Below are 19,842 nucleotides of genomic sequence, written 5' to 3'. Positions count from 1 at the left end.
AAAAAATGAAAATGTTTTATGAAAAAGATGCAGACGTAGATTTAATTAAGAGCAAAAAAATAGCAATTTTTGGTTATGGTAGTCAAGGACATGCACACGCATTAAACTTAAAAGATAGTGGAGCTAAAGAAGTTGTTGTAGCTCTTAGAGATGGTTCGGTAAGTAAAGCAAAAGCAGAATCTAAAGGATTAAGGGTAATGAATATGTCAGATGCTGCTGAATGGGCAGAGGTTGCAATGATACTTACGCCAGATGAATTACAAGCTTCAATTTATAAAAATCATATCGAACAAAGAATCAAAGAAGGAACAAGTCTAGCTTTTGCTCATGGATTAAATATTCATTACAAACTTATTGATGCAAGAAAAGACTTGGATGTATTTATGGTTGCACCAAAAGGACCTGGACATTTGGTTAGAAGTGAATTTGAAAGAGGAGGTGGGGTGCCATGTTTATTTGCTGTTCATCAAGATGGAACAGGTAAAGCAAGAGATCTTGCATTATCCTATGCTTCAGCGATCGGTGGTGGAAAATCAGGTATTATTGAAACAACTTTTAAAGATGAGTGTGAAACCGATTTATTTGGTGAGCAATCTGTACTTTGTGGTGGATTAGTTGAGTTAATTAAAAATGGTTTTGAAACTTTAACAGAAGCCGGATACGAACCTGAAATGGCCTACTTTGAATGTCTACATGAAGTAAAACTGATAGTAGATTTAATTTATGAAGGTGGAATTGCCAATATGAATTACTCAATTTCAAACACCGCAGAATATGGCGAATATGTATCTGGTAAAAAAATTGTAGATAGTGAAAGCAAAAAAAGAATGAAAGAAGTCCTAGCTGATATTCAATCTGGTAAATTTACTAAAGATTGGATGAAAGAGTGCGAAGGTGGGCAGAAGAACTTTTTAAAAATGAGAAAAGATCTTGCGGATCATCCAATTGAAAAAGTGGGTGCTGAGCTTAGAGCAATGATGCCTTGGATTGGTAAGAAAAAATTAATAGATAGTGATAAGAGTTAATTTTTAAAAAAAACCCAAATCGACCAAAGATTGTAGCAAAACTATAACAATTATTTTGCAATCTCTATTATAGATTGTATTATAGTTTTTCTAAAATTATTGGCTATGACCGACAAAGATAAAGTCTTTATATTTGATACAACAATGCGTGATGGTGAGCAATCACCAGGTGCATCAATGAGTCTTGAAGAAAAAATCCAAATTGCAAGAATTTTTGATGAACTAGGAATTGATATTATTGAAGCTGGTTTCCCTATTGCATCACCAGGTGATTTTGAAGCTGTAACAGCAATAAGTAAAATTTTAAAAAATTCAATTCCATGTGGGTTATCAAGAGCTAGTAAAAAAGATATAGATGCATGTTATGAAGCATTAAAAGCTGCTCCAAGATTTAGAATTCATACTTTTATTTCAACAAGTCCTTTGCATATGAAGCATAAGTTAAACAAATCACCTGAACAGGTTCTAGATGCGATAAAAGAAAGTGTTACTTATGCAAGAAACTTAACAGATGATGTTGAATGGTCTTGTGAAGATGGAACAAGAACTGATATGAATTATATGTGTAAGTCAGTTGAACTTGCAATAAGTTGTGGTGCAACTACAATAAATATTCCAGATACCGTTGGTTACACAACTCCTTCTGAATTTACAAAAATAATCACAACACTAAAAAATAAAGTTCCAAATATAGATAAGGCTATATTATCTGTCCATTGTCATAATGATTTAGGATTAGCTGTTGCAAATTCTTTAGCTGGCGTTTCTGCGGGTGCTAGACAAGTTGAATGTACAATTAATGGAATAGGTGAAAGAGCTGGTAATGCTGCACTTGAAGAAATTGTAATGGCAATAAGAACAAGAAATGACTTGATGCCTTATACAACAGATATTAAAACTGAATTATTAAGTAAAGCATCAAAAGTTGTCTCTAACGCAACTTTCCCAGTACAATTTAATAAAGCAATTGTTGGAAAAAATGCTTTTGCTCATGAAGCAGGCATTCACCAAGATGGAATGCTCAAAAATAGAGAAACATATGAGATTATGACACCAGAAAGTGTTGGTGTTAAAAAAACCTCATTAGTGATGGGAAAACATTCTGGAAGACACGCATTTAAAGAAAAATTAAATGACCTTGGTTATGCAAATGTTACAGATGATGTAATTCAAACTGCTTTTGGTAAGTTTAAGATTTTAGCAGATAAGAAAAAACATGTTTATGATGACGATATTGCAGCATTAGTTGATGACAGTATGATTTTAGATAAATATGTAATTAATTTAAAATCATTAAAAGTTTTTGCAGGGACAGGTGAGCCACAAAAAGCAGAAATGACACTTGATGTTTATGGTGAGGTTAAATCAACCTCAGAAACAGGAGATGGTCCTGTAGATGCAATTTTCAAATGTATAAAAGTTTTGTACCCGCATGATGTTAAGTTACAGTTATATCAAGTTCACGCTGTTACAGAAGGAACTGATGCCCAAGCAACTGTTAGTGTTAGAATTGAAGAGGAAGGAAAAACTACTGTAGGACAAGCAGCTGACACTGACACATTGGTAGCGTCAGCCAATGCTTATTTAAGTGCTTTAAATAAAATGATAATTAAAAGAAAAAAAACTGCTCCAATAGAGCACGAAACTCAGAAAGTGAAGGGAATATAAGATGTCTAAATGGTTTAAAAATTTAACTAGTATTTGGAGTCAAGATATGGCGATTGACCTAGGAACCGCTAATACACTTGTTGTTTTAAAAGGGCAAGGGGTAGTTTTAAATGAACCATCTGTTGTCGCTATAGCTGAGAACAACGGGAAAAAAACTGTTTTAGCTGTTGGGGATGAAGCAAAAACAATGCTTGGAAGAACGCCTGGAAATATTAGTGCCATTAGACCTTTAAGGGATGGAGTGATAGCAGATTTTATAGTGACTGAAGAAATGATTAAACATTTTATTAAAAAAGTTCACAAGAATAAAACTTTTGCAAACCCTAGAATTTTAATTTGTGTTCCTACTGGATCTACACCAGTTGAAAGAAAAGCAATTCAAGATAGTGCACTAGCAGCAGGAGCCAGAAGAGTTCAATTAATTGAAGAGCCAATCGCAGCAGCGATTGGAGCGGGTCTTCCAATTTCAGAAGCAACAGGATCAATGGTTGTTGATATTGGCGGAGGTACTACAGAGATAGCTGTTATGTCACTAGGAGGTCTTGTTTATTCTAAATCATTAAGGATAGCAGGAGATGCAATGGATACGGCACTAGTTACCTATATGAGAAAAGAATATAATCTTCTGATTGGAGATAGTACTGCTGAAAAAATAAAAAAAGAAATCGGTACGGCTATTCCATCTAATAATAATACTTATGCGGTAAAAGGTAGAGATTTAAGATCTGGAACACCTAAGGAGGTAAACATTACTGAAGAAGATACTGCTGAGGCATTAAATGATATTCTTAAAGACATGGTGAATGGAATAAAAGATGCCCTAGAAAACACACCACCTGAATTATCTGCTGATTTAGTTGATATGGGATTAACACTGACTGGTGGGGGGGCATTACTTAAAAATATTGATAAAAGATTTTCTAAAGAAACAGGATTGCCAGTTTTCATAGCTGATGACCCTTTAGCATGTGTTGCAATTGGTACAGGAAAAGCTTTAGATCAAGAAGAGACCTTCTCTACTATGCTATCTGAATATTAGAAAAAATGGAAACAAGCAGAGATGATTTTGTAATTGCAATAAGGTCTGCTTTCTTAAAAAAAGGAACGCAACAAAGGTTTTCATTGTTGAGTTTAATTATCTTTTCTATAGTTTTTTTAATTCTAGGTAGTTTAAACTTTAAAGCTATAAACTATGTGAAAATAACCATTAAAGAAATAGTATACAGATCCTCTTTTATTATATCAGGACCAGAAAACTTTATAAAAGATAGCTATTTTACAATTCAAAATCACAAAAATCTTTATAAAGAAAATGAAAAAAATAAATCTGAATTAGCAAAGTTAAAATCAAAAGTTTTGATAAATAAATTTATTATCTTAGAAAATCAAAGATTAAAAAATATAATTGATGAATACGTGAGTGTATCAGAAGCTATAGTCGCTAAAGTTTTAAGCGACAAAGGAAGCCCATTTTTAAAATCAATTATTATTAATAAAGGAAGCAAACAAGGTCTTTATCTAGGAATGATTGCAATGGATGGGGAATACCTTGTAGGAAAAGTTATTCAAGTTAATTATTTGTCATCAAGAGTATTATTGTTATCAGATTTGAATAGTAAGATACCAGTTACTTTGGAGCCTGATGGGTTATTATCAATACTATCTGGAACAGGAGAAGATCATGGTGTTATCCAATATACCAAGAAGTATAAAGAAATTCAAAGTCAGTCCATTATTTATACATCAGGCACTAGTGGTTTATTTAAAGCAGGAATACCAATAGGTAGAATAAATAGTGCCTTTTTAGGCGACGAAAAAAGAGTAGAATTTTTTTCAGATTTTTCTCAATTAAGATTTGTAAAAATTTTTTCATTTATAAAAAATGAGGCTGAATGACAGAGCTGAGCAATAAAAATCTCATTAATAAAATATCTTCAAAAATACCATTAATTCTACTTTTTGTATCCGTTTTAAATGATTATGATTTTAATCATTTAGGTTTAAAATATTTTTCATTTAATTTTTCCTATATTTTAATTTTTTATTACAGTGTAAAAAAAAGTGAAAGCTTAGGGTATAGTTATATATTTGTAGCAGGTTTATTTAATGATGTTGTAGGAGGTACTCCTATGGGACTAACCAGCTTAATATATTTAATCATTTGTGTTGCAGCCTCTTACCTTAGAAATATTACTTTAAGACCAAGCTTAATAAAAGATAGTATATTTTTTCTTACTACAATTTTGATTGTAAATTCATTATTATTTGTGGCTTTAAATTTTATTTTTAATTATGAGTTAAATTACTTTAATCAAATAATAAATATTACATTCACATTTTTGTTGTATTTTTTATTTTCAAGTCTATTTGATATTTTTGAAAATTACTTTGTGAGCAGTAATAATGTTAGGTGAAAATTTTGGAGTTAAGAAAAATCAAACCATTAATAGAAGAATGTTTATTATTGGTGCAGCAAAGCTTATTGTATTCGGAGGAATAATAGCACGATTATTTTCATTACAAATCACAGAAAATAAAAAATATTTAACTCTATCTGATAAAAATAGACTACGTGAATGGAGACTGCCTCCGATTAGAGGTGAATTTTTAGATTATTTTGGAAATATTATTGCTGGTAATATAAAGATATATCAATTGCACGTTATTCCTGAAGAGGTAGAAGATTTTAAATATTTAATGGTAAGACTAAAAGAAATTTTAAACCTTAATAATAGTGAATTTGAAAAAGTAATAAGGAAAAAAAATAAACAAAAACCTTGGGAAACATTAATTATTTCTAAAAATTTAACCTGGGAACAGTTCACAAAAGTTAATTATTTCTTGCATGATTTAGTTGGAGCAAAACCAGTTCTATCTGTTTCTCGTAACTATCCATTTAATGATAAGTATACCCATATTTTGGGCTATGTAAGTGAGGCTAGTGCGAAAGACCTTTTAAATAATGAGGTGATAAAAAGTAAGCACGTACCAGGTCTTAAAGTTGGAAAAACTGGTTTAGAAAAAACTTTTGAAAATGAATTAATTGGTACTAATGGTATTCAAAGATATGAAGTTAACGCATATGGAAAAAGAATTAGTCAACTTGATTATACAGATGGATTAAATGGTAAAACGATCCAACTGACCGTAGACACAGAAATTCAAAAGTTATGTAATAAACTTTTAAAGGATATGGCAGGCTCAATAAGTGTCATGGATATTTACACTGGTGAAATTGTAGCGATGCAATCTTCGCCTTCATTTGACCCTAACTTATTTCTTTTTGGAATTAATCAAGACGACTGGCAGTTAATTAGAAATAATCAATTAAAACCATTGGTTAATAAAACTTTATCAGGTTTATATTCACCTGGCTCAACGTATAAACCGATGGTGGCTCTATCTGCGCTAGAAAATGGAATTATTAATGAAAATTTTAAGGTCAACTGTAAGGGAAAAATTGAAATGTATGGCCAAACTTATCATTGCTGGAAAAAAAAAGGCCATGGTCTTGTAAATTTAAAAAGTGCAATGAAACAGTCTTGTGATACATATTTTTATGAAATTGCAAGAAAGCTTGGTGTAGATCGTTTAAAAAAAACATCTTTAAAATTTGGTCTTGGTGAAAAAGTTTTAGGTGAAATATTTGATATTGAGAAAAAAGGATTGATTCCTGACACTAAATGGAAAAAAAATAATTTAGGAAAAGGCTGGGTTATAGGTGAAACATTAATTACAGGTATTGGGCAGGGTTATACTCAAACTACGCCTCTGCAATTATGTCAAATGACAGCCCAACTTGCAAACGGTGGATTTAAAATTTATCCAAAAATAATAGTGGAAGAAAATATTAAAACAGCAGAGGAAATTAAACTTATAATGAATAAAAATGCTAAAAATTTGGATGAAAAAAATAATGGATTACAGGATGCAAGTGAACTTTTGGGATTTTCAAACCAGAAAGAACACAATCGTCTATTTAAAAATTCTAAAAATATAAAATTAGTTCAAGAAGCAATGTTTGCTTCAACCAATGAAGTTAGAGGAACATCCTATTCATCTAGAATTGAAGATCCAAAATATCAATTTGCTGGAAAAACGGGAACATCACAAGTTAGAAGAATAACTCAAGTAGCAAGAGAACTTGACCTAAGTACATCTCAAATTCCCTATAATGAAAGAGATCATGCATTGTATATCGCTTTTGGGCCATATAAAGACCCAAGATATGCATTAAGCATCGTTGTTGAGCATGGTGGATCAGGAAGTTCAACGGCAGCACCGATTGCAAAAAAACTCTTTAAGTTAATTGTAGATAGGCACGAACTTAGAGAACAAACCAGAATTCAAAAAGCTATAAAAATATAAATGCTATATAATTCGTTTAATACACAGATAACTTTTTTTCAGAAATTAAAAAACTTTGATTATATCTTGCTAACTTGTATTTTATTGCTGGGTTTAATTAGCTCTTTGTCTATGTACTCAACTGATGGAGGGGAAATTTTATTTCACAGCAAAAGCCATATATCAAAATTTTTAATTTTTTTTACGATGATGATTTTTATATCATTTTTAAATATAAAATTTTGGCATTACTTTGCTTATGTATTTTATATTGCTATTTTATTTTTATTAGTTTGGGCATCTTTATATGGTATCAAATCTTCAGGGTCTCAAAGATGGATAAATCTATATTTTATTAATTTACAACCGTCTGAATTGATGAAGATTGCAATAATAGTGTGTCTTGCAAAATATTATCATCGAATACAAACTAACAAAATTAATGACTTTCAGGTTATGTTTATTGCTTTGGTGATTTTAATTTTACCAATCATGCTTGTTATTACTCAGCCTGATTTAGGAACCTCAATTTTAATTGCACTAAGTGGCCTAGTTGTTATATGGCTTGCGGGAATAAATATTAAGTATTTTATATATTCTTTTATAGCTTTATTGATCTCAATGCCTTTTGCTATTGCACTTTTAAAACCCTATCAAAAATTAAGAATTTTAACATTTCTTAATCCTGATCGTGACCCATTAGGAGCGGGGTATCAAATTATTCAATCTAAAATAGCTGTTGGATCAGGTGGATTAAATGGGAAGGGGTTTTTAAAAGGTACTCAAAGTTATTTAGAATTTTTGCCAGAAAAGCATACTGATTTTATTTTTACATTATTTGCTGAAGAACAAGGTTTTCTAGGATCATTAGGTTTATTGCTAATTTATATAATTATTATTTATAGAGTTTTAAGAATTGGTGCAATCTCAAGAAGTTATTTTGCTAAACTTTTTTGCTATGGTTATGGATCTGCAATATTTTTTTATGTTACAGTAAATATGTCGATGGTTTTAGGTTTACTCCCTATAGTTGGATCACCATTACCCATTATGTCATACGGTGGATCCTCAATGCTAGCAACAATGATTGGATTTGGAATTGTTATGAGTGCAAACATTAATCATAAACAACTAATAGCTTAAGTCTTTTAATACTTTGGTTGTCGAATTTGTCGCGAGAATATTTAAATTTAAGAATTATATAGAGTGTTATGGAAAAGAAATTAAAAATTGGAATTGTAGGTGCTGGTATTCAAGGTATTTCCAATGCACTATTTTTACAAAAAAAAGGTTTTAACGTAACGATTTTTGATAGAGATGAACCTGGTAGTCCTGCTGCATCTTATGGTAATGCGGGTCATTTTTCTCCATATGCATCTGTACCAATAAATAGACCAGATGTTTTAACTGATGTTCCGGCAATGCTTTTAAGTTCAACTGGCCCACTTGCTCTTAAATGGAACTATGTTCCAAAAATGCTTCCATGGTTTTTAAAATTTATAAAGAACTGTACCACCGATAGAATGATGCACACAGCCAAAAACATGCATCAAATTTTAGATTTAGCATTACCTGCTTACGATGAGTTATTTGATGAAATTGAACTTGGAGGATTGGTTGAAAAAAAAGGTATTCTATATATTTGGAACGATCAAAGTTTAAAAAGTAGAGAGCTTGAAATTAAAGTTAGAAATGAGCTTGGTGTAGACCAACAAGTAGTAACACCGGAAGAAATTCATGATTTAGAACCAAATATAAAACCTATTTACCACGGAGGTGTTTATTATCAACATGGTAGACATGCTAGAAATCCTAAAAAAATACTTTTAAAGCTATACGAACTTTTTTTAAAAAAGGGGGGCAAATTTTTAAAGATGAATATCAAAGACATAACTTTTAATGATGAAAAACCAGTTATAAAAGCTGAAACCCAAAGCTTTCTTTTTGATAAAATTGTTATTGCTTGTGGTTCATTTTCTAAAAAATTAACAGATAATTTAGATGAAAAAATACCTCTTGATACTGAAAGGGGATATCATGTTCATTTTAAAGATTGCGATCATCTTTTAAGCAGACCTGTAATTTTCCAAAATAGAGGATTTGGTATTACCCCAATGGAACAAGGGCTTAGAGTGGTAGGCACAGTTGAATTTGGGGGTTTAGATAATCCATTATCTAAATCAAGAGTTAAAAATTTAATTAATAATGCAAAATATATGATGGGTGATTTGCCTGAACACGAAGATGAATGGTTAGGCTTTAGGCCAACATTGCCAGATTATCTACCCGTAATAGGACCTTCAAAAAAACATAAAAATGTTTTTTATTGTTTTGGTCATCATCATTTAGGATGGACTTTAGGACCAATTTCAGGGAAAATAATCTCAGGAATGATTGCTGAAGAAAATACAAACTTAGATTTAAAACCATATAGCTCTCTTAGGTTCAGTTAGGTGACTAATAAGAATAATATTGCGTATATTTTTTTATTTTTAGCAACTCTATTTTGGTCTGGTAATTTTTTGGTTGGAAAATTTGCTAGTCAATATCAAATCCCACCTTTTTCATTAAACTTTTATAGATGGCTTTTTGCTTGGTTAATTTTAGCACCATTTACAATTCAAGAAATATTAAAAAAAAGAAACTATATTTTAAAAAATTATAAATATTATATCGTTCTTGGAATAACGAGTGTTACTATATTTAATTCAATTGTTTATTACTCTTTAAATTTTACTCAAGTTATTAGTGGAGTATTAATGATATCAACAATACCAGTAATGATTATTTTTATTTCATCAATTCTAAAGATTGAAAAAACTAATATTTTTCAAATATTTGGGGTTACTTGCTCTTTTATTGGAGTAGTTTTAATTATAACAAAAGCAAATCTTGGAATATTAATAAACTTAGATTTTAACAAGGGTGATATTACAATGGTTTTTGGAATGCTTTCTTGGGCTACTTATTCTGCCCTATTAAAGAAAAAAAAACATGAACTATCTCAACTAGGATTACTAGAAGTGGTAATTTCGTTTGGCTTTATTTTCTTAATACCAATTTATTTTATAGAGTATCAAATGGGCTATAGAATTGTCCTAGATCAAAACTTTTACATGATTTTATTTTATGTAGTTTTGTTTCCAGGTCTTGCTTCCTTTATTTTTTGGATAAAAGGAGTTTCTTTGATTGGAGCTAATCGTGCAGGTGTTTTTTTGCATATGATGCCTATATTAAGTGCAATTATGGCCATGATTATTTTTAATGAAAAATTTATGTTTTATCATATGTTAGGTGCAATATTTATTTTAACTGGAATTCTTTTATCAAATAGAAAGTTTAAAAATGCTTAAAGTTGCTATCTTAGACGATTATCAAAATGTTTCTCATGAGTTTGTTGATTTAAAAAAACTATCAGGAGAATATGAATTTAAAATATTCAGCGAACCTTTTGTGGATGAAGCAGATGCGATAGAAAAATTATCAGATTTTGGCGCATTATTAATAATGAGAGAACGAACTCCAATTACCAAAAATTTGATTGATAATCTTAATGATCTTAAATACATCATAACAAGTGGCTCGAGAAATAAAGCTATAAACTTAGTGGCAGCTAAAAAAAGAAAAGTTATAGTATGTGGAACAGAAATTGGTTCTTCAGGAACACCCGAGTTAACTTGGGGTTTAATCTTAGGTTTAGCTAGAAACTTTAAAGAAGAAATTGATAATATGTATCAAGGCTACTGGCAGTCAACTATTGGCCTTGAACTTAAGGGAAAAATTTTAGGCCTAGTAGGCCTTGGAAGAGTTGGATCACAAGTTGCAAAAATAGGTAAAGCTTTTGGTATGCAAGTTATGGCTTGGAGTGAAAATTTAAACCTAGATACATGTAAAGAATTAGATGTGCTGCCATGTAGTAAAGAAGATTTATTTCAAAATTCTGATTTTCTATCTATTCACGTTCAAGGGGGAGAAAGATATAAAGAATTAATAAAATTAAAAGAACTAGACATGATGAAGAAAACTGCTTTTTTAGTTAATACCTCTAGAGGAAACATTATTAATGAAGATGATTTAATTATTGCATTGTCAACCAATGTGATCGCTGGTGCTGGATTAGATGTTTATGAAAAAGAACCTTTATCAGAAGGTAATAAATTAAGATTTTTACCAAATGCATTGTTAATGCCCCATATTGGTTATGTAACTGCTGAGAACTATAGCGTGTTTTATACACAGATGATTGAAGGCTTAGAAGCTTGTGTTGCTGGTAAACCTTTAAGAGTAATAGAGTAAACCTATGACAAAAAAAATTAATCCAGATCTTACTGCTGAACAAAAATTGATTTTATTTGAAGATGGCACTGAAGCATCTGGTACTAGTGAGTTAAATCATGAGAAGAGAGAAGGTAGCTACCACTGTACTAATTGTGGCGAAAAATTATTTGATTCAAATGCAAAATACGAAAGTGGTTCAGGTTGGCCATCATTTTATGATTCTTTACCTGAAGCTTTTGAAACTAAAACAGACACTCTATTAGGTTATGAGCGAGTGGAATATCATTGTAAAAAATGCGGTGGACATCATGGACATATATTTGAAGATGGGCCTAAGCCAACAGGTAAAAGGTATTGTAATAATGGTGTTTGCTTAACCTTTAGGCCTAAAGATTAATTTATTTTAAAAGTTCTTGTAACTTATCTTCTTTTTCTAAAGCCCTTGCTTCATCGTAACCACCAATGTGTTGATCATCAAAAAAGATTTGAGGAATAGTTCTTTTACCATTAGCTTTTGAAATCATTTCATCCATTGCACCATCAACTGTTGCAATATTAATTTCTTTATATTCAACATTATTTCTAGTTAATAATTTTTTTGCTGCATCACAAAAATTGCAAAGTGGACCTGTATAAATTGTTACATTTTTCATAAGTTATAAATAATCATTCTTTTTAATTTTGCTAGTTATTTCTTTTCTGGAATATTCAAACTTTTTTCTGTGTTTAATACTTTTTTGATTAACTCTTTTTCTCCATAATCTAAAAGAAACTGGTTTTATAGATCTACGCATAATCTTAATAACCTCAGCTTCTGTCTTTCCTGTCTTTTGTTCAATTTCCTCAAAAGTAATACGGTCTGCCCAAGCTGCCCAGACTATCCAGTCAGGATCTGATATATGGGGTTCTGGATTTTTAACCCTAGTTATGGGGGTGTGACCTTTTTTTTTCATAAATCCTTTATATTTGAAAAAAATGATTAATGCATTCTATTTGGTCTCGTGCTATTATAAATATATATGGTAGTCCTATTTAGCCATCTTTAGCTCCCGGTTTTTTTAGGACTATCCAAACCTTTAAAATGTTCCCCTTAAATTATTTTCTTTTTTTACAGATTATATTATTCTTATTTATTACTCCTGGAACACCAAGAATTGTTATTATTTCTTATTCTATGAATTATGGAGTTCAAAAATGTGTTTGGACTGCACTAGGAGATATTACTGCAAATATTATTCAAGCAACATTGGTAATTTTTGTTCTTGGATCTTTTTTTGTCGATAATCCCAATTTTTTAAATACTTTTAAGTGGGTAGGAATTGCTTACTTACTTTATCTTGCTTATGATCTTTATAATTCAAGACCAAAAGATATTAATTCAAAAAATATTTCATCTAAAAGTTTTTTTTCTTTTTTTAAAGATGGGTTTTTAGTTGCAGGAACAAGTCCTAAGGCTTGGATGTTCTTTCCTTTAGTTTTCCCACAGTTTATTGACTTTAATTCAAATTATATTGTTCAATTTTTTATTTTGATCACAACGTATGTAGTTTTAGACTTTTTATCTTTAGTTGCTTATGCGATACTTGCTAGAAAGTTAATTATTTGGATTAAAGCTAATCCAAAAGTTATAAATACAATTTCAGCGTGCGTATTAATAGTAATTGCAATTATAATTGCGCTTATTCAAAAGTATTAAAAATATATCAATAAGATTGCGGCAATTAAGTTTGTATGACGCTAGTTGTGTTTTTCTTCATTTAGATGTTTAATTGTTTTTTAAATTTAAAACTAATAGAGGATAAAATAAAATGAAAATCAGAAATATACTAATTACGTTAGTTTCTGCAATTGCTCTTTTAATTTCAGCTTCAACTATATCTTTCGCGAAGGTAGTTGGAGATAAAATTATTTTAGGTGCGGCTGTTTCATTAACTGGAAAATATTCATCTAATGGTGTTCATACTCAAAACGGCTATAACTTAGCAGTTGAGAGAATTAACAGCATGGGTGGTGTTAAAGTTGGTGGAAAAACTTACAAATTTGACATTATTTATTACGATGATGAATCAAACTCTGGAAGAGCAGCACAACTTGCAGAAAGATTAATCCAACAAGATGGTGTTAAGTTTATGCTTGGGCCTTATAGCTCAGGACTTACAAAAGCTATGGCTCCTGTAACTGAAAAATATGAAGTTCCTATGGTTGAAGCGAACGGTGCGTCTAGATCGTTATTCACTAAAGGATATAAGTATTTATTTGCAGTACTTGCTCCAGCAAACTTATATCTTGATGTAGCAATTGACCTTGCAGTTGAAAAAAATGGTGGAAAACCAGTTAAGATTGCAATGGCATTTGAACAAGATGCTTTCTCACAAGATGTGAGATTGGGCATTGTCGAAGCTGCTAAAAGAACAGGTTCTAAAATCATTATAGATGACAAGTTACCAAAAGAACTTAACGATATGGCTGCTACTTTATCTAAAGTAAAAGCTACTAATCCAGACGTTCTTGTAGTTTCAGGTCATACTAAAGGTGCTTTGACAGCTGTTAGACAAATTTCAGAGATGAAAGTTGATGTGAAAATGTTAGCAATGACTCACTGTGATGCTGCAAAATTATCTAAGCAACATGGTAAAGCTTCTGAGTACGCACTTTGTGCTTCTCAATGGCATAAATCTCTATCATACAAAGACAACTACTTTGGTGGTGGTATGAAATATGATGCAGACTTCACTAAAGCATTTGGATATGCACCGCCATATCAAGCTGCTGAATCTTCTGCTGCTTTATTAGTTTTTAAAGATGCGTTCGAAAGAGCACAATCATTTGATACTAAAAAAGTTAGAGATGCTTTAGCTGCAACCGATATGCAAACTTTTTATGGAAACATAAAATTTGCTGCAGGTGGTCAAAATGTATCTAAGCCAATGGTGCTTTTCCAAGTATCATGTAACGATGATGGTAGTGTGTGTGAAAACAAAGTTGTAGCTCCAACAAAATGGGCATCAGCTGAGTTGGTACACCCAATTCCATCTTGGTCAGAAAGATAATACCTAATATGCAAAATGCTCCCTAGTAATAGGGGGCATTTTTTTATAAACATCTAAAGAATTTATGGATTTCTTAATTTTTCAAGCACCGATCTTAATGGTTCAAGCATCAATGGATGGAATACTTCTTGGTATTTTGTTTGCATTAATTGCTTACGGGATGGCATTGCAGTGGGGAGTAATGAATATAATAAACATTGCTCAAGGAGAATTAGTAATCATGGGTGGATACATTGCATACTTTATGTATCTGTCAGGAATTCACCCAGCCTTTGGAGTGATTGTATCACCAATCATTATGTATTGCGTGGGTTGGGGAATGTACAAGCTTGTTATTAATAAAGTAGTAGACAAAGATTTGTTCACTTCAATACTTGCAACATTTGGAATTAGTATTTTAGCTCAGCAATTAATGAATTTTGCATTTGGTGCAGACGTAGTAGTTGCTCAATCAAATTTTGGAACCACAATGTTATTTAATAACTCAGTTACACTGCCAAATGCTAAAATATTTTCAGGAGCAGTTTGTGTAATATCTGCAATTATTCTTGTCATCTACATGAAGAAATCGAAATTAGGTAGAGCAATTAGAGCAACAGCTCAGAATGCAAGAGCAGCAAAGATTTTGGGTGTTGATACAGAAAAAGTATATGCAGCAACCTTTGGAATTAATGCAGCATTATGCGGAATTGCAGGAGCTTGTATTGCAATTACATTTACTCTTCACCCTTATACAGGACTACCTTACACGGTTAGATCTTTTATGATTGTAATTATTGCAGGACTAGGAAATTTACCAGCTGTTGCAATATCTGGTATGGGCCTTGGAGTATTTGAAGAATGGGCAGATTATCTGCTTGGAACAGAATTTAGAATTGCAGCAGTATTCTCCTTACTAGTCATCATACTGGTATATAGAAGGTTTAAATTAGCTCGAAAAAGAGAATATTTAAAATAATGAATAAAAATACACTCCTATACGCAGGCTTAATAATTTTTGGTTTGGCTGGAGCATTCATATTCCCTGCTTATAAACTACAATTATCATTTTTATATATTCTAATTGTTTTGGCTATGACTTGGGATGTTCAAGGTGGACAGATGGGTTACAACACGTTCGGTAATATATTATTTTTTGGTGTTGGAATGTATGTTGCATCAAGTACTCAAATAGCAATGTTTTTCTCATTAGCTGAGTGGACAGATGCAGGCGGAGAAAAAACTTTTGTTCACACTATCCCTCAATTTTTTCAAGGTTTTGGTGTTGGTATATTATTAGCAGGAATTATTCCGACAATAATTGCAGGAGTAATTGGTTATGGGATTTTAGGCTTAAGAGGGCATTACTTTGCAATTTGTACATTAGCATTAGGAATTGCTGCAGGTGAACTTGCGGGTGGAATTGAGATAATTGGTGCAGGTCAAGGTATGACAGTTCCAGTTTGGCCAAAGGGATTTGGATCTAACGCATCATCATCTCAGTTTTTATATTATTTGTGTTTTGCTCTTGCAGCTGTAACTTTTATTACTTTGAAGTGGGCCTACAGCACAAGATTTGGTTTAGTTTTAAATGCAATAAGAGACAATGAAGATAAAGCGGAGGCGATGGGAATTCATACAATGAGATATAAAATTATTGGCTGGATGGTCTCAGCTTTCTTTGTTGGAATTGCTGGAGGATTAATGGGTCATATTAATGGTTATATTGAACCAACTGAAATTGCATTTGCTGGACCAACGTTTGGTGTGTTTATGGTTTTAATGGCAATCCTTGGTGGTAAAGGAACTTTATGGGGACCACTTGTTGGTGCAACTATATTTCACTTATTTAAAGAAGGTTTTTGGACTTACTTCTTGGGTTGGCAGTATGTTGCTCTTGGAGTTTTAATTATTGTAATCGTTGTTTATTTTCCTGAAGGGGTAATGGGATGGTTAAGAGAAAAGTATCCTGAAAGATTTGGTGAAGTTGTAGATGAAGCTGACTTAAAAGCACAGGTGGAATTAAAGTAATGGCTATATTAGACATCTCAAACGTAAGTAAGTCTTTTGGTGGCGTTAAAGCCAACGTTGATATTTCAATGTCAGTTGAGCAAGGTTCAATTGTTGGATTGATTGGTCCAAATGGATCTGGTAAAACTACTTTATTTAATTCAATTGTAGGAACTTATCCAATCGACAATGGTTCAATTAAATTTGACGGTACAGAAGTTTCAGAACTGCCAGTACCAGTTGTTGCAAAGCTTGGACTCCTAAGAACTTTTCAACAAACAAGGATTTATGGGAAATTAAACTGTATTCAGAATATGTTAATCAGTAACAAACCAGAGAATGATGGAATATTATCAGTATTTCAAAAGATACCTCCTGATTTAACAGATAAGGCTGAGACGTTATTAAAATTTGTAGGCCTTCATCAAAAAAGAAAACTTAGAGCAGGAGATCTTTCTTTTGGACAACAAAAACTACTGGAACTTGCTATGGCACTAATGAATGAACCTAAAATGCTTTTATTAGATGAACCAACAGCTGGGATAAACCCCACTTTAATTAATGGAATTATTGACCGTTTGATCAGTGTTAATAAGGACTATGGAATTACCTTGCTAGTTATAGAGCACAACATGAAAGTAATTATGAATTTAGCACAAAGAGTTTTTTGTCTAGCACATGGTCAAATGTTAGCAAATGGAACTCCAGATGAAATTAAAAATGATAAGCGAGTGCTAGACGCTTACTTGGGAGCACAATAATGTCAAATCAATATGATGTATTAGGTAAAGCACCAGGGCCAGAAGATTTACAAAGATTATCACCAGATAATAATCACTTAACTATAAAAAAATTATCAGCGGGTTATGGTAAAATGGAAATACTTCATGATTTTAATTTAAATGTAAGTAAGGCTCAGTCACTATGTTTGATTGGTCCAAATGGTGCAGGGAAATCTACAATACTTCATTCTATTTATGGATTTACAAATATTTTTTCAGGGCAAATAGAAATTGATGGAAAAGAAATTACTAACTTAACTCCAGCTCAAAAACTTACATCATGTGGAATTGCTTATATACTTCAAGATAATTCTGTTTTTCCAGATATGACTGTTGAAGAAAATTTATTGATGGGTGGCTATTCTAAAGAAAATACTGACGAATCTTATCAAGAAGCAGAAAGAATTTTTGAAAAATATGAAAGATTAAGAAATAGAAGAAATCAACCTGCTAAAGTTTTATCAGGTGGAGAAAGAAGATTATTAGAAATATCAAGAGCATTAGTTATGAAACCTTCAGTATTACTTGTAGATGAACCATCTATTGGATTAGAGCCAAGATATATTGACATGGTTTTTGAAATTTTAAGAGACCTTCAACAAACAGAAAAGAAAACAATTATTTTAGTAGAACAAAATGCAAAAAAAGGATTAGAGTTTGCGGATATTGGATACGTTTTAGTATCAGGACAAACTGCGATTGCTGGCAAAGGGGATGATTTATTAAAAAACCCTGATGTTGGTAGATTATTCCTTGGAGGCTAATGATTAATAAAGAATTTTTCTTTAAAGGTTTTAAATCAATTCTAGCTCCAGATAGTCCAGCACTTGCACTTGGTTGTTGTTTTATCGCTATTGGAGCACTTCTTAAAAATTTAGGATTTAATATTCAAGAAAGTATTTTTTCAACAATGCTCACTTATGCTTTGCCTGGTTCATTGGTTATGGCAGAGTCGTTATTAGTTGGAGCATCATTATTAAATATTTTTTTAGCAGTATGGTTTGTTAATGCACGACTTTATCCAATGGCAGTTTCTTTATTCCCATTAATGATGCATAAAAGCCAACCTAAGTGGAAATATTATTTTTCATGTCATTTTATTGCTGTGTCGGCATGGTTAATAATGAAGAGTAATTATAAAAGTATAGAAAAAAAACACAGAATTGATTTCTGGATTGGAATTGGTTGTGCAACCTGGACTACAGCAGTAATAGGCACTTTTATTGGTTTTTATGCATCTGATTATCTAGATAAAAATATGATGATAGGTTTAGCAATTTTAAACCCAATTTATTTCTTATGTATGATGGTGGGTGCAATGAAGACTATTCAACTTACAGCCTCAGTGATTTTGGGCTTAGTATTGGGACCAATATTTTATTTTCTTTCACCTGAATGGTCAATTTTACTTGGTGGTCTAGTTGGTGGAACCATTGCTTATTTTATTGGAGAGTTAAATGTCAACTAGTGTAATTCTCGCAATTTTAGTTACATCATTAGCAACTTTTTCATCTAGATTATTGGGTGTAATTTCATCCAAAGGAATAAAAGAAACTTCAAAATTATTTAGATGGTTTAATTGTCTAGCTTATTCAACTTTAGCATCCTTGATTGCTAGAACTATTATTTTTCCCGTAGGAGTTTTATCTGAAGCAAGTTATCTAAGTAGAATTGTTGTAGTTTTATTTTGTTTGTTTATATTTTTTATTTCAAAAAGAAATTTCGTTTATCCAACGGTAATTTCTGCTATTATGATGGCTTTATTTAACAATTATCTATAATGGAAACAATAAAAGGATTTAAAATTTTTGAACACGAAAAATCTAAAAAAATAATTAATATTAAAATTGAAGATGAAATTCTTGAGAAATTAATATTTCCTTTTAATAAATTTAATATAACTGCACTTGAGTACAAACCATTCACTCGTTTTACTTTAGCTAAAAGTTTAGATGATCTTACTTTTAACAAGCTAAGTAAACTTATGAACCTCATAATAAGAGATAGAGCAACAGGTTGCTTTATAATTGGTCCTAAAAATATTAGTTCTAAAATTGATGACAATTTTTTAGTAAAACTATCAACATCTATTGCACATTTAATTGGTAATCCAAATCATGATTCAATGGCAGGAAAATATTACGCCAGGTTTTTTGTTAAGCATGAGGATAAAAGCGATTCATATTTAAGAAAAGCTTATACTAATATGGATCTTCATACTGATGGAACATATGTTAATGAAATTACAGATTGGCTTTTAATGACCAAAATACAAGAACACAATGTAGAAGGTGGAGAAACCGCTATGCTTCACCTCGATGATTGGGAGCATTGTAAGGACTTATTTAATGACCCAGTGGGGAGGAAAAACTTTTTTTGGGGCTCTCCTAAAAGTAAAAATATTGATTACAAAGTAGAGCATCCTGTTTTTTCAGTTGATAGCAAAGGTAAACCTCAAATTTCTTATATAGATCAATTTCCAGAACCAAAAAATATGGCTCAAGGGAATTTTTTACAAAAATTATCTGATGGATTGGAAGAAAGTAAAAACAAGGTAATAACAAAACTCCCAGTTGGATCAGCCATAGTTGCTAATAATTATTTTTGGCTACATGGAAGAAAACCTTTCAAAGAGAACGAAGATTTAAGCAGAGAACTACTAAGAATTAGGGGCTCTTTTTTTATTAATTAATTCTATATTAT

The 19,842-nt window shown here is 31.4% G+C and carries 22 protein-coding genes; 20 read left to right on the top strand and 2 right to left on the bottom strand.

Annotation, left to right across the window (positions count from 1 at the left end; all coding sequences use genetic code 11):
* The first annotated feature begins 5 nt into the window (after window positions 1–5).
* The 11 genes from ilvC to msrB all read left to right on the top strand — a co-directional run bounded on the left by ilvC (window position 6) and on the right by msrB (window position 11,715).
* Complete coding sequence (ilvC, locus tag ABXT65_RS05180; RefSeq protein ID WP_415322779.1) at window positions 6–1,025, top strand: ketol-acid reductoisomerase; 1,020 nt, start codon at window positions 6–8, stop codon at window positions 1,023–1,025.
* A gap of 105 nt (window positions 1,026–1,130) precedes the next feature.
* The gene (locus tag ABXT65_RS05175; protein ID WP_415322777.1) at window positions 1,131–2,693 is read left to right on the top strand and encodes a 2-isopropylmalate synthase; all 1,563 of its coding nucleotides are present in this window, start codon (window positions 1,131–1,133) and stop codon (window positions 2,691–2,693) included.
* 1 nt (window position 2,694) lies between these two features.
* Window positions 2,695–3,732 (top strand): rod shape-determining protein, encoded by a 1,038-nt coding sequence (locus ABXT65_RS05170; RefSeq protein ID WP_415322775.1) that lies wholly within the window; start codon window positions 2,695–2,697, stop codon window positions 3,730–3,732.
* Between the two features lie 5 nt (window positions 3,733–3,737).
* Entirely contained in the window at window positions 3,738–4,589 is an 852-nt protein-coding gene (gene mreC, locus ABXT65_RS05165) for a rod shape-determining protein MreC (protein ID WP_415322773.1), read from the top strand.
* Window positions 4,586–5,107: a rod shape-determining protein MreD gene (mreD, locus tag ABXT65_RS05160; RefSeq protein ID WP_415322772.1), complete on the top strand. Its 522-nt coding sequence runs from the start codon at window positions 4,586–4,588 to the stop codon at window positions 5,105–5,107. Before mreC ends, mreD begins: the two co-directional genes overlap by 4 nt.
* A complete protein-coding gene (mrdA, locus tag ABXT65_RS05155) occupies window positions 5,097–7,061 on the top strand; it encodes a penicillin-binding protein 2 (protein WP_415322770.1) in 1,965 nt (654 codons plus the stop codon). The genes mreD and mrdA overlap by 11 nt, the downstream gene beginning before the upstream one ends.
* Window positions 7,062–8,183: a rod shape-determining protein RodA gene (rodA, locus tag ABXT65_RS05150; RefSeq protein WP_415322768.1), complete on the top strand. Its 1,122-nt coding sequence runs from the start codon at window positions 7,062–7,064 to the stop codon at window positions 8,181–8,183.
* Window positions 8,184–8,251: 68 nt separating this feature from the next.
* On the top strand, window positions 8,252–9,493 hold the full coding sequence (locus ABXT65_RS05145) for an NAD(P)/FAD-dependent oxidoreductase (RefSeq protein ID WP_415322766.1): 1,242 nt from the start codon (window positions 8,252–8,254) through the stop codon (window positions 9,491–9,493).
* The gene (locus ABXT65_RS05140) at window positions 9,494–10,393 is read left to right on the top strand and encodes a DMT family transporter (RefSeq protein ID WP_415322764.1); all 900 of its coding nucleotides are present in this window, start codon (window positions 9,494–9,496) and stop codon (window positions 10,391–10,393) included. It begins immediately after the preceding gene.
* Window positions 10,386–11,336, top strand: coding sequence for a D-2-hydroxyacid dehydrogenase family protein (locus ABXT65_RS05135; protein ID WP_415322763.1), 951 nt, complete (start codon window positions 10,386–10,388; stop codon window positions 11,334–11,336). The genes ABXT65_RS05140 and ABXT65_RS05135 overlap by 8 nt, the downstream gene beginning before the upstream one ends.
* 4 nt (window positions 11,337–11,340) lie before the next feature.
* On the top strand, window positions 11,341–11,715 hold the full coding sequence (gene msrB / locus ABXT65_RS05130; RefSeq protein ID WP_415322761.1) for a peptide-methionine (R)-S-oxide reductase MsrB: 375 nt from the start codon (window positions 11,341–11,343) through the stop codon (window positions 11,713–11,715).
* 1 nt (window position 11,716) lies between these two features.
* Here msrB and grxC read toward each other — a convergent pair whose 3' ends face one another.
* Both grxC and ABXT65_RS05120 read right to left on the bottom strand, forming a co-directional pair.
* On the bottom strand, window positions 11,717–11,971 hold the full coding sequence (gene grxC / locus ABXT65_RS05125; protein ID WP_415322759.1) for a glutaredoxin 3: 255 nt from the start codon (window positions 11,969–11,971) through the stop codon (window positions 11,717–11,719).
* A 3-nt stretch (window positions 11,972–11,974) separates the two neighbouring features.
* A complete protein-coding gene (locus tag ABXT65_RS05120) occupies window positions 11,975–12,271 on the bottom strand; it encodes a TIGR03643 family protein (protein ID WP_415322757.1) in 297 nt (98 codons plus the stop codon).
* A gap of 128 nt (window positions 12,272–12,399) precedes the next feature.
* On the opposite strand from ABXT65_RS05120, the gene ABXT65_RS05115 reads away from it, so the two are divergent.
* The 9 genes from ABXT65_RS05115 (at window position 12,400) to glaH (ending at window position 19,831) form a co-directional block, all read left to right on the top strand.
* Window positions 12,400–13,014: a LysE family translocator gene (locus tag ABXT65_RS05115; RefSeq protein WP_415322755.1), complete on the top strand. Its 615-nt coding sequence runs from the start codon at window positions 12,400–12,402 to the stop codon at window positions 13,012–13,014.
* A gap of 112 nt (window positions 13,015–13,126) precedes the next feature.
* Complete coding sequence (locus ABXT65_RS05110) at window positions 13,127–14,368, top strand: amino acid ABC transporter substrate-binding protein (protein WP_415295405.1); 1,242 nt, start codon at window positions 13,127–13,129, stop codon at window positions 14,366–14,368.
* 64 nt (window positions 14,369–14,432) lie between these two features.
* Complete coding sequence (locus ABXT65_RS05105; RefSeq protein ID WP_168607277.1) at window positions 14,433–15,326, top strand: branched-chain amino acid ABC transporter permease; 894 nt, start codon at window positions 14,433–14,435, stop codon at window positions 15,324–15,326.
* A complete protein-coding gene (locus tag ABXT65_RS05100) occupies window positions 15,326–16,378 on the top strand; it encodes a branched-chain amino acid ABC transporter permease (protein WP_415322753.1) in 1,053 nt (350 codons plus the stop codon). The genes ABXT65_RS05105 and ABXT65_RS05100 overlap by 1 nt, the downstream gene beginning before the upstream one ends.
* Window positions 16,378–17,118, top strand: a complete 741-nt coding sequence (locus tag ABXT65_RS05095) for an ABC transporter ATP-binding protein (RefSeq protein ID WP_415322751.1) — start codon at window positions 16,378–16,380, stop codon at window positions 17,116–17,118. The genes ABXT65_RS05100 and ABXT65_RS05095 overlap by 1 nt, the downstream gene beginning before the upstream one ends.
* On the top strand, window positions 17,118–17,903 hold the full coding sequence (locus tag ABXT65_RS05090; protein WP_415322749.1) for an ABC transporter ATP-binding protein: 786 nt from the start codon (window positions 17,118–17,120) through the stop codon (window positions 17,901–17,903). Before ABXT65_RS05095 ends, ABXT65_RS05090 begins: the two co-directional genes overlap by 1 nt.
* The gene (locus tag ABXT65_RS05085) at window positions 17,903–18,607 is read left to right on the top strand and encodes an AzlC family ABC transporter permease (protein ID WP_415322747.1); all 705 of its coding nucleotides are present in this window, start codon (window positions 17,903–17,905) and stop codon (window positions 18,605–18,607) included. Before ABXT65_RS05090 ends, ABXT65_RS05085 begins: the two co-directional genes overlap by 1 nt.
* Window positions 18,597–18,920: an AzlD domain-containing protein gene (locus ABXT65_RS05080; RefSeq protein ID WP_415322745.1), complete on the top strand. Its 324-nt coding sequence runs from the start codon at window positions 18,597–18,599 to the stop codon at window positions 18,918–18,920. Before ABXT65_RS05085 ends, ABXT65_RS05080 begins: the two co-directional genes overlap by 11 nt.
* The gene (gene glaH, locus ABXT65_RS05075) at window positions 18,920–19,831 is read left to right on the top strand and encodes a glutarate dioxygenase GlaH (RefSeq protein WP_415322744.1); all 912 of its coding nucleotides are present in this window, start codon (window positions 18,920–18,922) and stop codon (window positions 19,829–19,831) included. The genes ABXT65_RS05080 and glaH overlap by 1 nt, the downstream gene beginning before the upstream one ends.
* Window positions 19,832–19,842 lie beyond the last annotated feature (11 nt).

It is taken from the genome of Candidatus Pelagibacter sp. Uisw_127, assembly GCF_047722515.1.
Classification (GTDB): domain Bacteria; phylum Pseudomonadota; class Alphaproteobacteria; order Pelagibacterales; family Pelagibacteraceae; genus Pelagibacter.
This window is presented reverse-complemented; position numbering and strand designations above follow the sequence as displayed.

What these genes read in the sequence shown, in the direction of transcription:
- ABXT65_RS05120 (WP_415322757.1), bottom strand. Translation starts at nt 12,271, where the DNA reads ATGAAAAAAAAAGGTCACACCCCCATAACTAGGGTTAAAAATCCAGAA.
- ilvC (WP_415322779.1), top strand. Translation starts at nt 6, where the DNA reads ATGAAAATGTTTTATGAAAAAGATGCAGACGTAGATTTAATTAAGAGC.
- mrdA (WP_415322770.1), top strand. Translation starts at nt 5,097, where the DNA reads ATGTTAGGTGAAAATTTTGGAGTTAAGAAAAATCAAACCATTAATAGA.
- msrB (WP_415322761.1), top strand. Translation starts at nt 11,341, where the DNA reads ATGACAAAAAAAATTAATCCAGATCTTACTGCTGAACAAAAATTGATT.
- ABXT65_RS05135 (WP_415322763.1), top strand. Translation starts at nt 10,386, where the DNA reads ATGCTTAAAGTTGCTATCTTAGACGATTATCAAAATGTTTCTCATGAG.
- mreC (WP_415322773.1), top strand. Translation starts at nt 3,738, where the DNA reads ATGGAAACAAGCAGAGATGATTTTGTAATTGCAATAAGGTCTGCTTTC.
- ABXT65_RS05085 (WP_415322747.1), top strand. Translation starts at nt 17,903, where the DNA reads ATGATTAATAAAGAATTTTTCTTTAAAGGTTTTAAATCAATTCTAGCT.
- ABXT65_RS05110 (WP_415295405.1), top strand. Translation starts at nt 13,127, where the DNA reads ATGAAAATCAGAAATATACTAATTACGTTAGTTTCTGCAATTGCTCTT.
- ABXT65_RS05115 (WP_415322755.1), top strand. Translation starts at nt 12,400, where the DNA reads ATGTTCCCCTTAAATTATTTTCTTTTTTTACAGATTATATTATTCTTA.
- grxC (WP_415322759.1), bottom strand. Translation starts at nt 11,971, where the DNA reads ATGAAAAATGTAACAATTTATACAGGTCCACTTTGCAATTTTTGTGAT.
- ABXT65_RS05080 (WP_415322745.1), top strand. Translation starts at nt 18,597, where the DNA reads ATGTCAACTAGTGTAATTCTCGCAATTTTAGTTACATCATTAGCAACT.
- ABXT65_RS05170 (WP_415322775.1), top strand. Translation starts at nt 2,695, where the DNA reads ATGTCTAAATGGTTTAAAAATTTAACTAGTATTTGGAGTCAAGATATG.
- mreD (WP_415322772.1), top strand. Translation starts at nt 4,586, where the DNA reads ATGACAGAGCTGAGCAATAAAAATCTCATTAATAAAATATCTTCAAAA.
- rodA (WP_415322768.1), top strand. Translation starts at nt 7,062, where the DNA reads ATGCTATATAATTCGTTTAATACACAGATAACTTTTTTTCAGAAATTA.
- glaH (WP_415322744.1), top strand. Translation starts at nt 18,920, where the DNA reads ATGGAAACAATAAAAGGATTTAAAATTTTTGAACACGAAAAATCTAAA.
- ABXT65_RS05145 (WP_415322766.1), top strand. Translation starts at nt 8,252, where the DNA reads ATGGAAAAGAAATTAAAAATTGGAATTGTAGGTGCTGGTATTCAAGGT.
- ABXT65_RS05100 (WP_415322753.1), top strand. Translation starts at nt 15,326, where the DNA reads ATGAATAAAAATACACTCCTATACGCAGGCTTAATAATTTTTGGTTTG.
- ABXT65_RS05090 (WP_415322749.1), top strand. Translation starts at nt 17,118, where the DNA reads ATGTCAAATCAATATGATGTATTAGGTAAAGCACCAGGGCCAGAAGAT.
- ABXT65_RS05175 (WP_415322777.1), top strand. Translation starts at nt 1,131, where the DNA reads ATGACCGACAAAGATAAAGTCTTTATATTTGATACAACAATGCGTGAT.
- ABXT65_RS05105 (WP_168607277.1), top strand. Translation starts at nt 14,433, where the DNA reads ATGGATTTCTTAATTTTTCAAGCACCGATCTTAATGGTTCAAGCATCA.
- ABXT65_RS05095 (WP_415322751.1), top strand. Translation starts at nt 16,378, where the DNA reads ATGGCTATATTAGACATCTCAAACGTAAGTAAGTCTTTTGGTGGCGTT.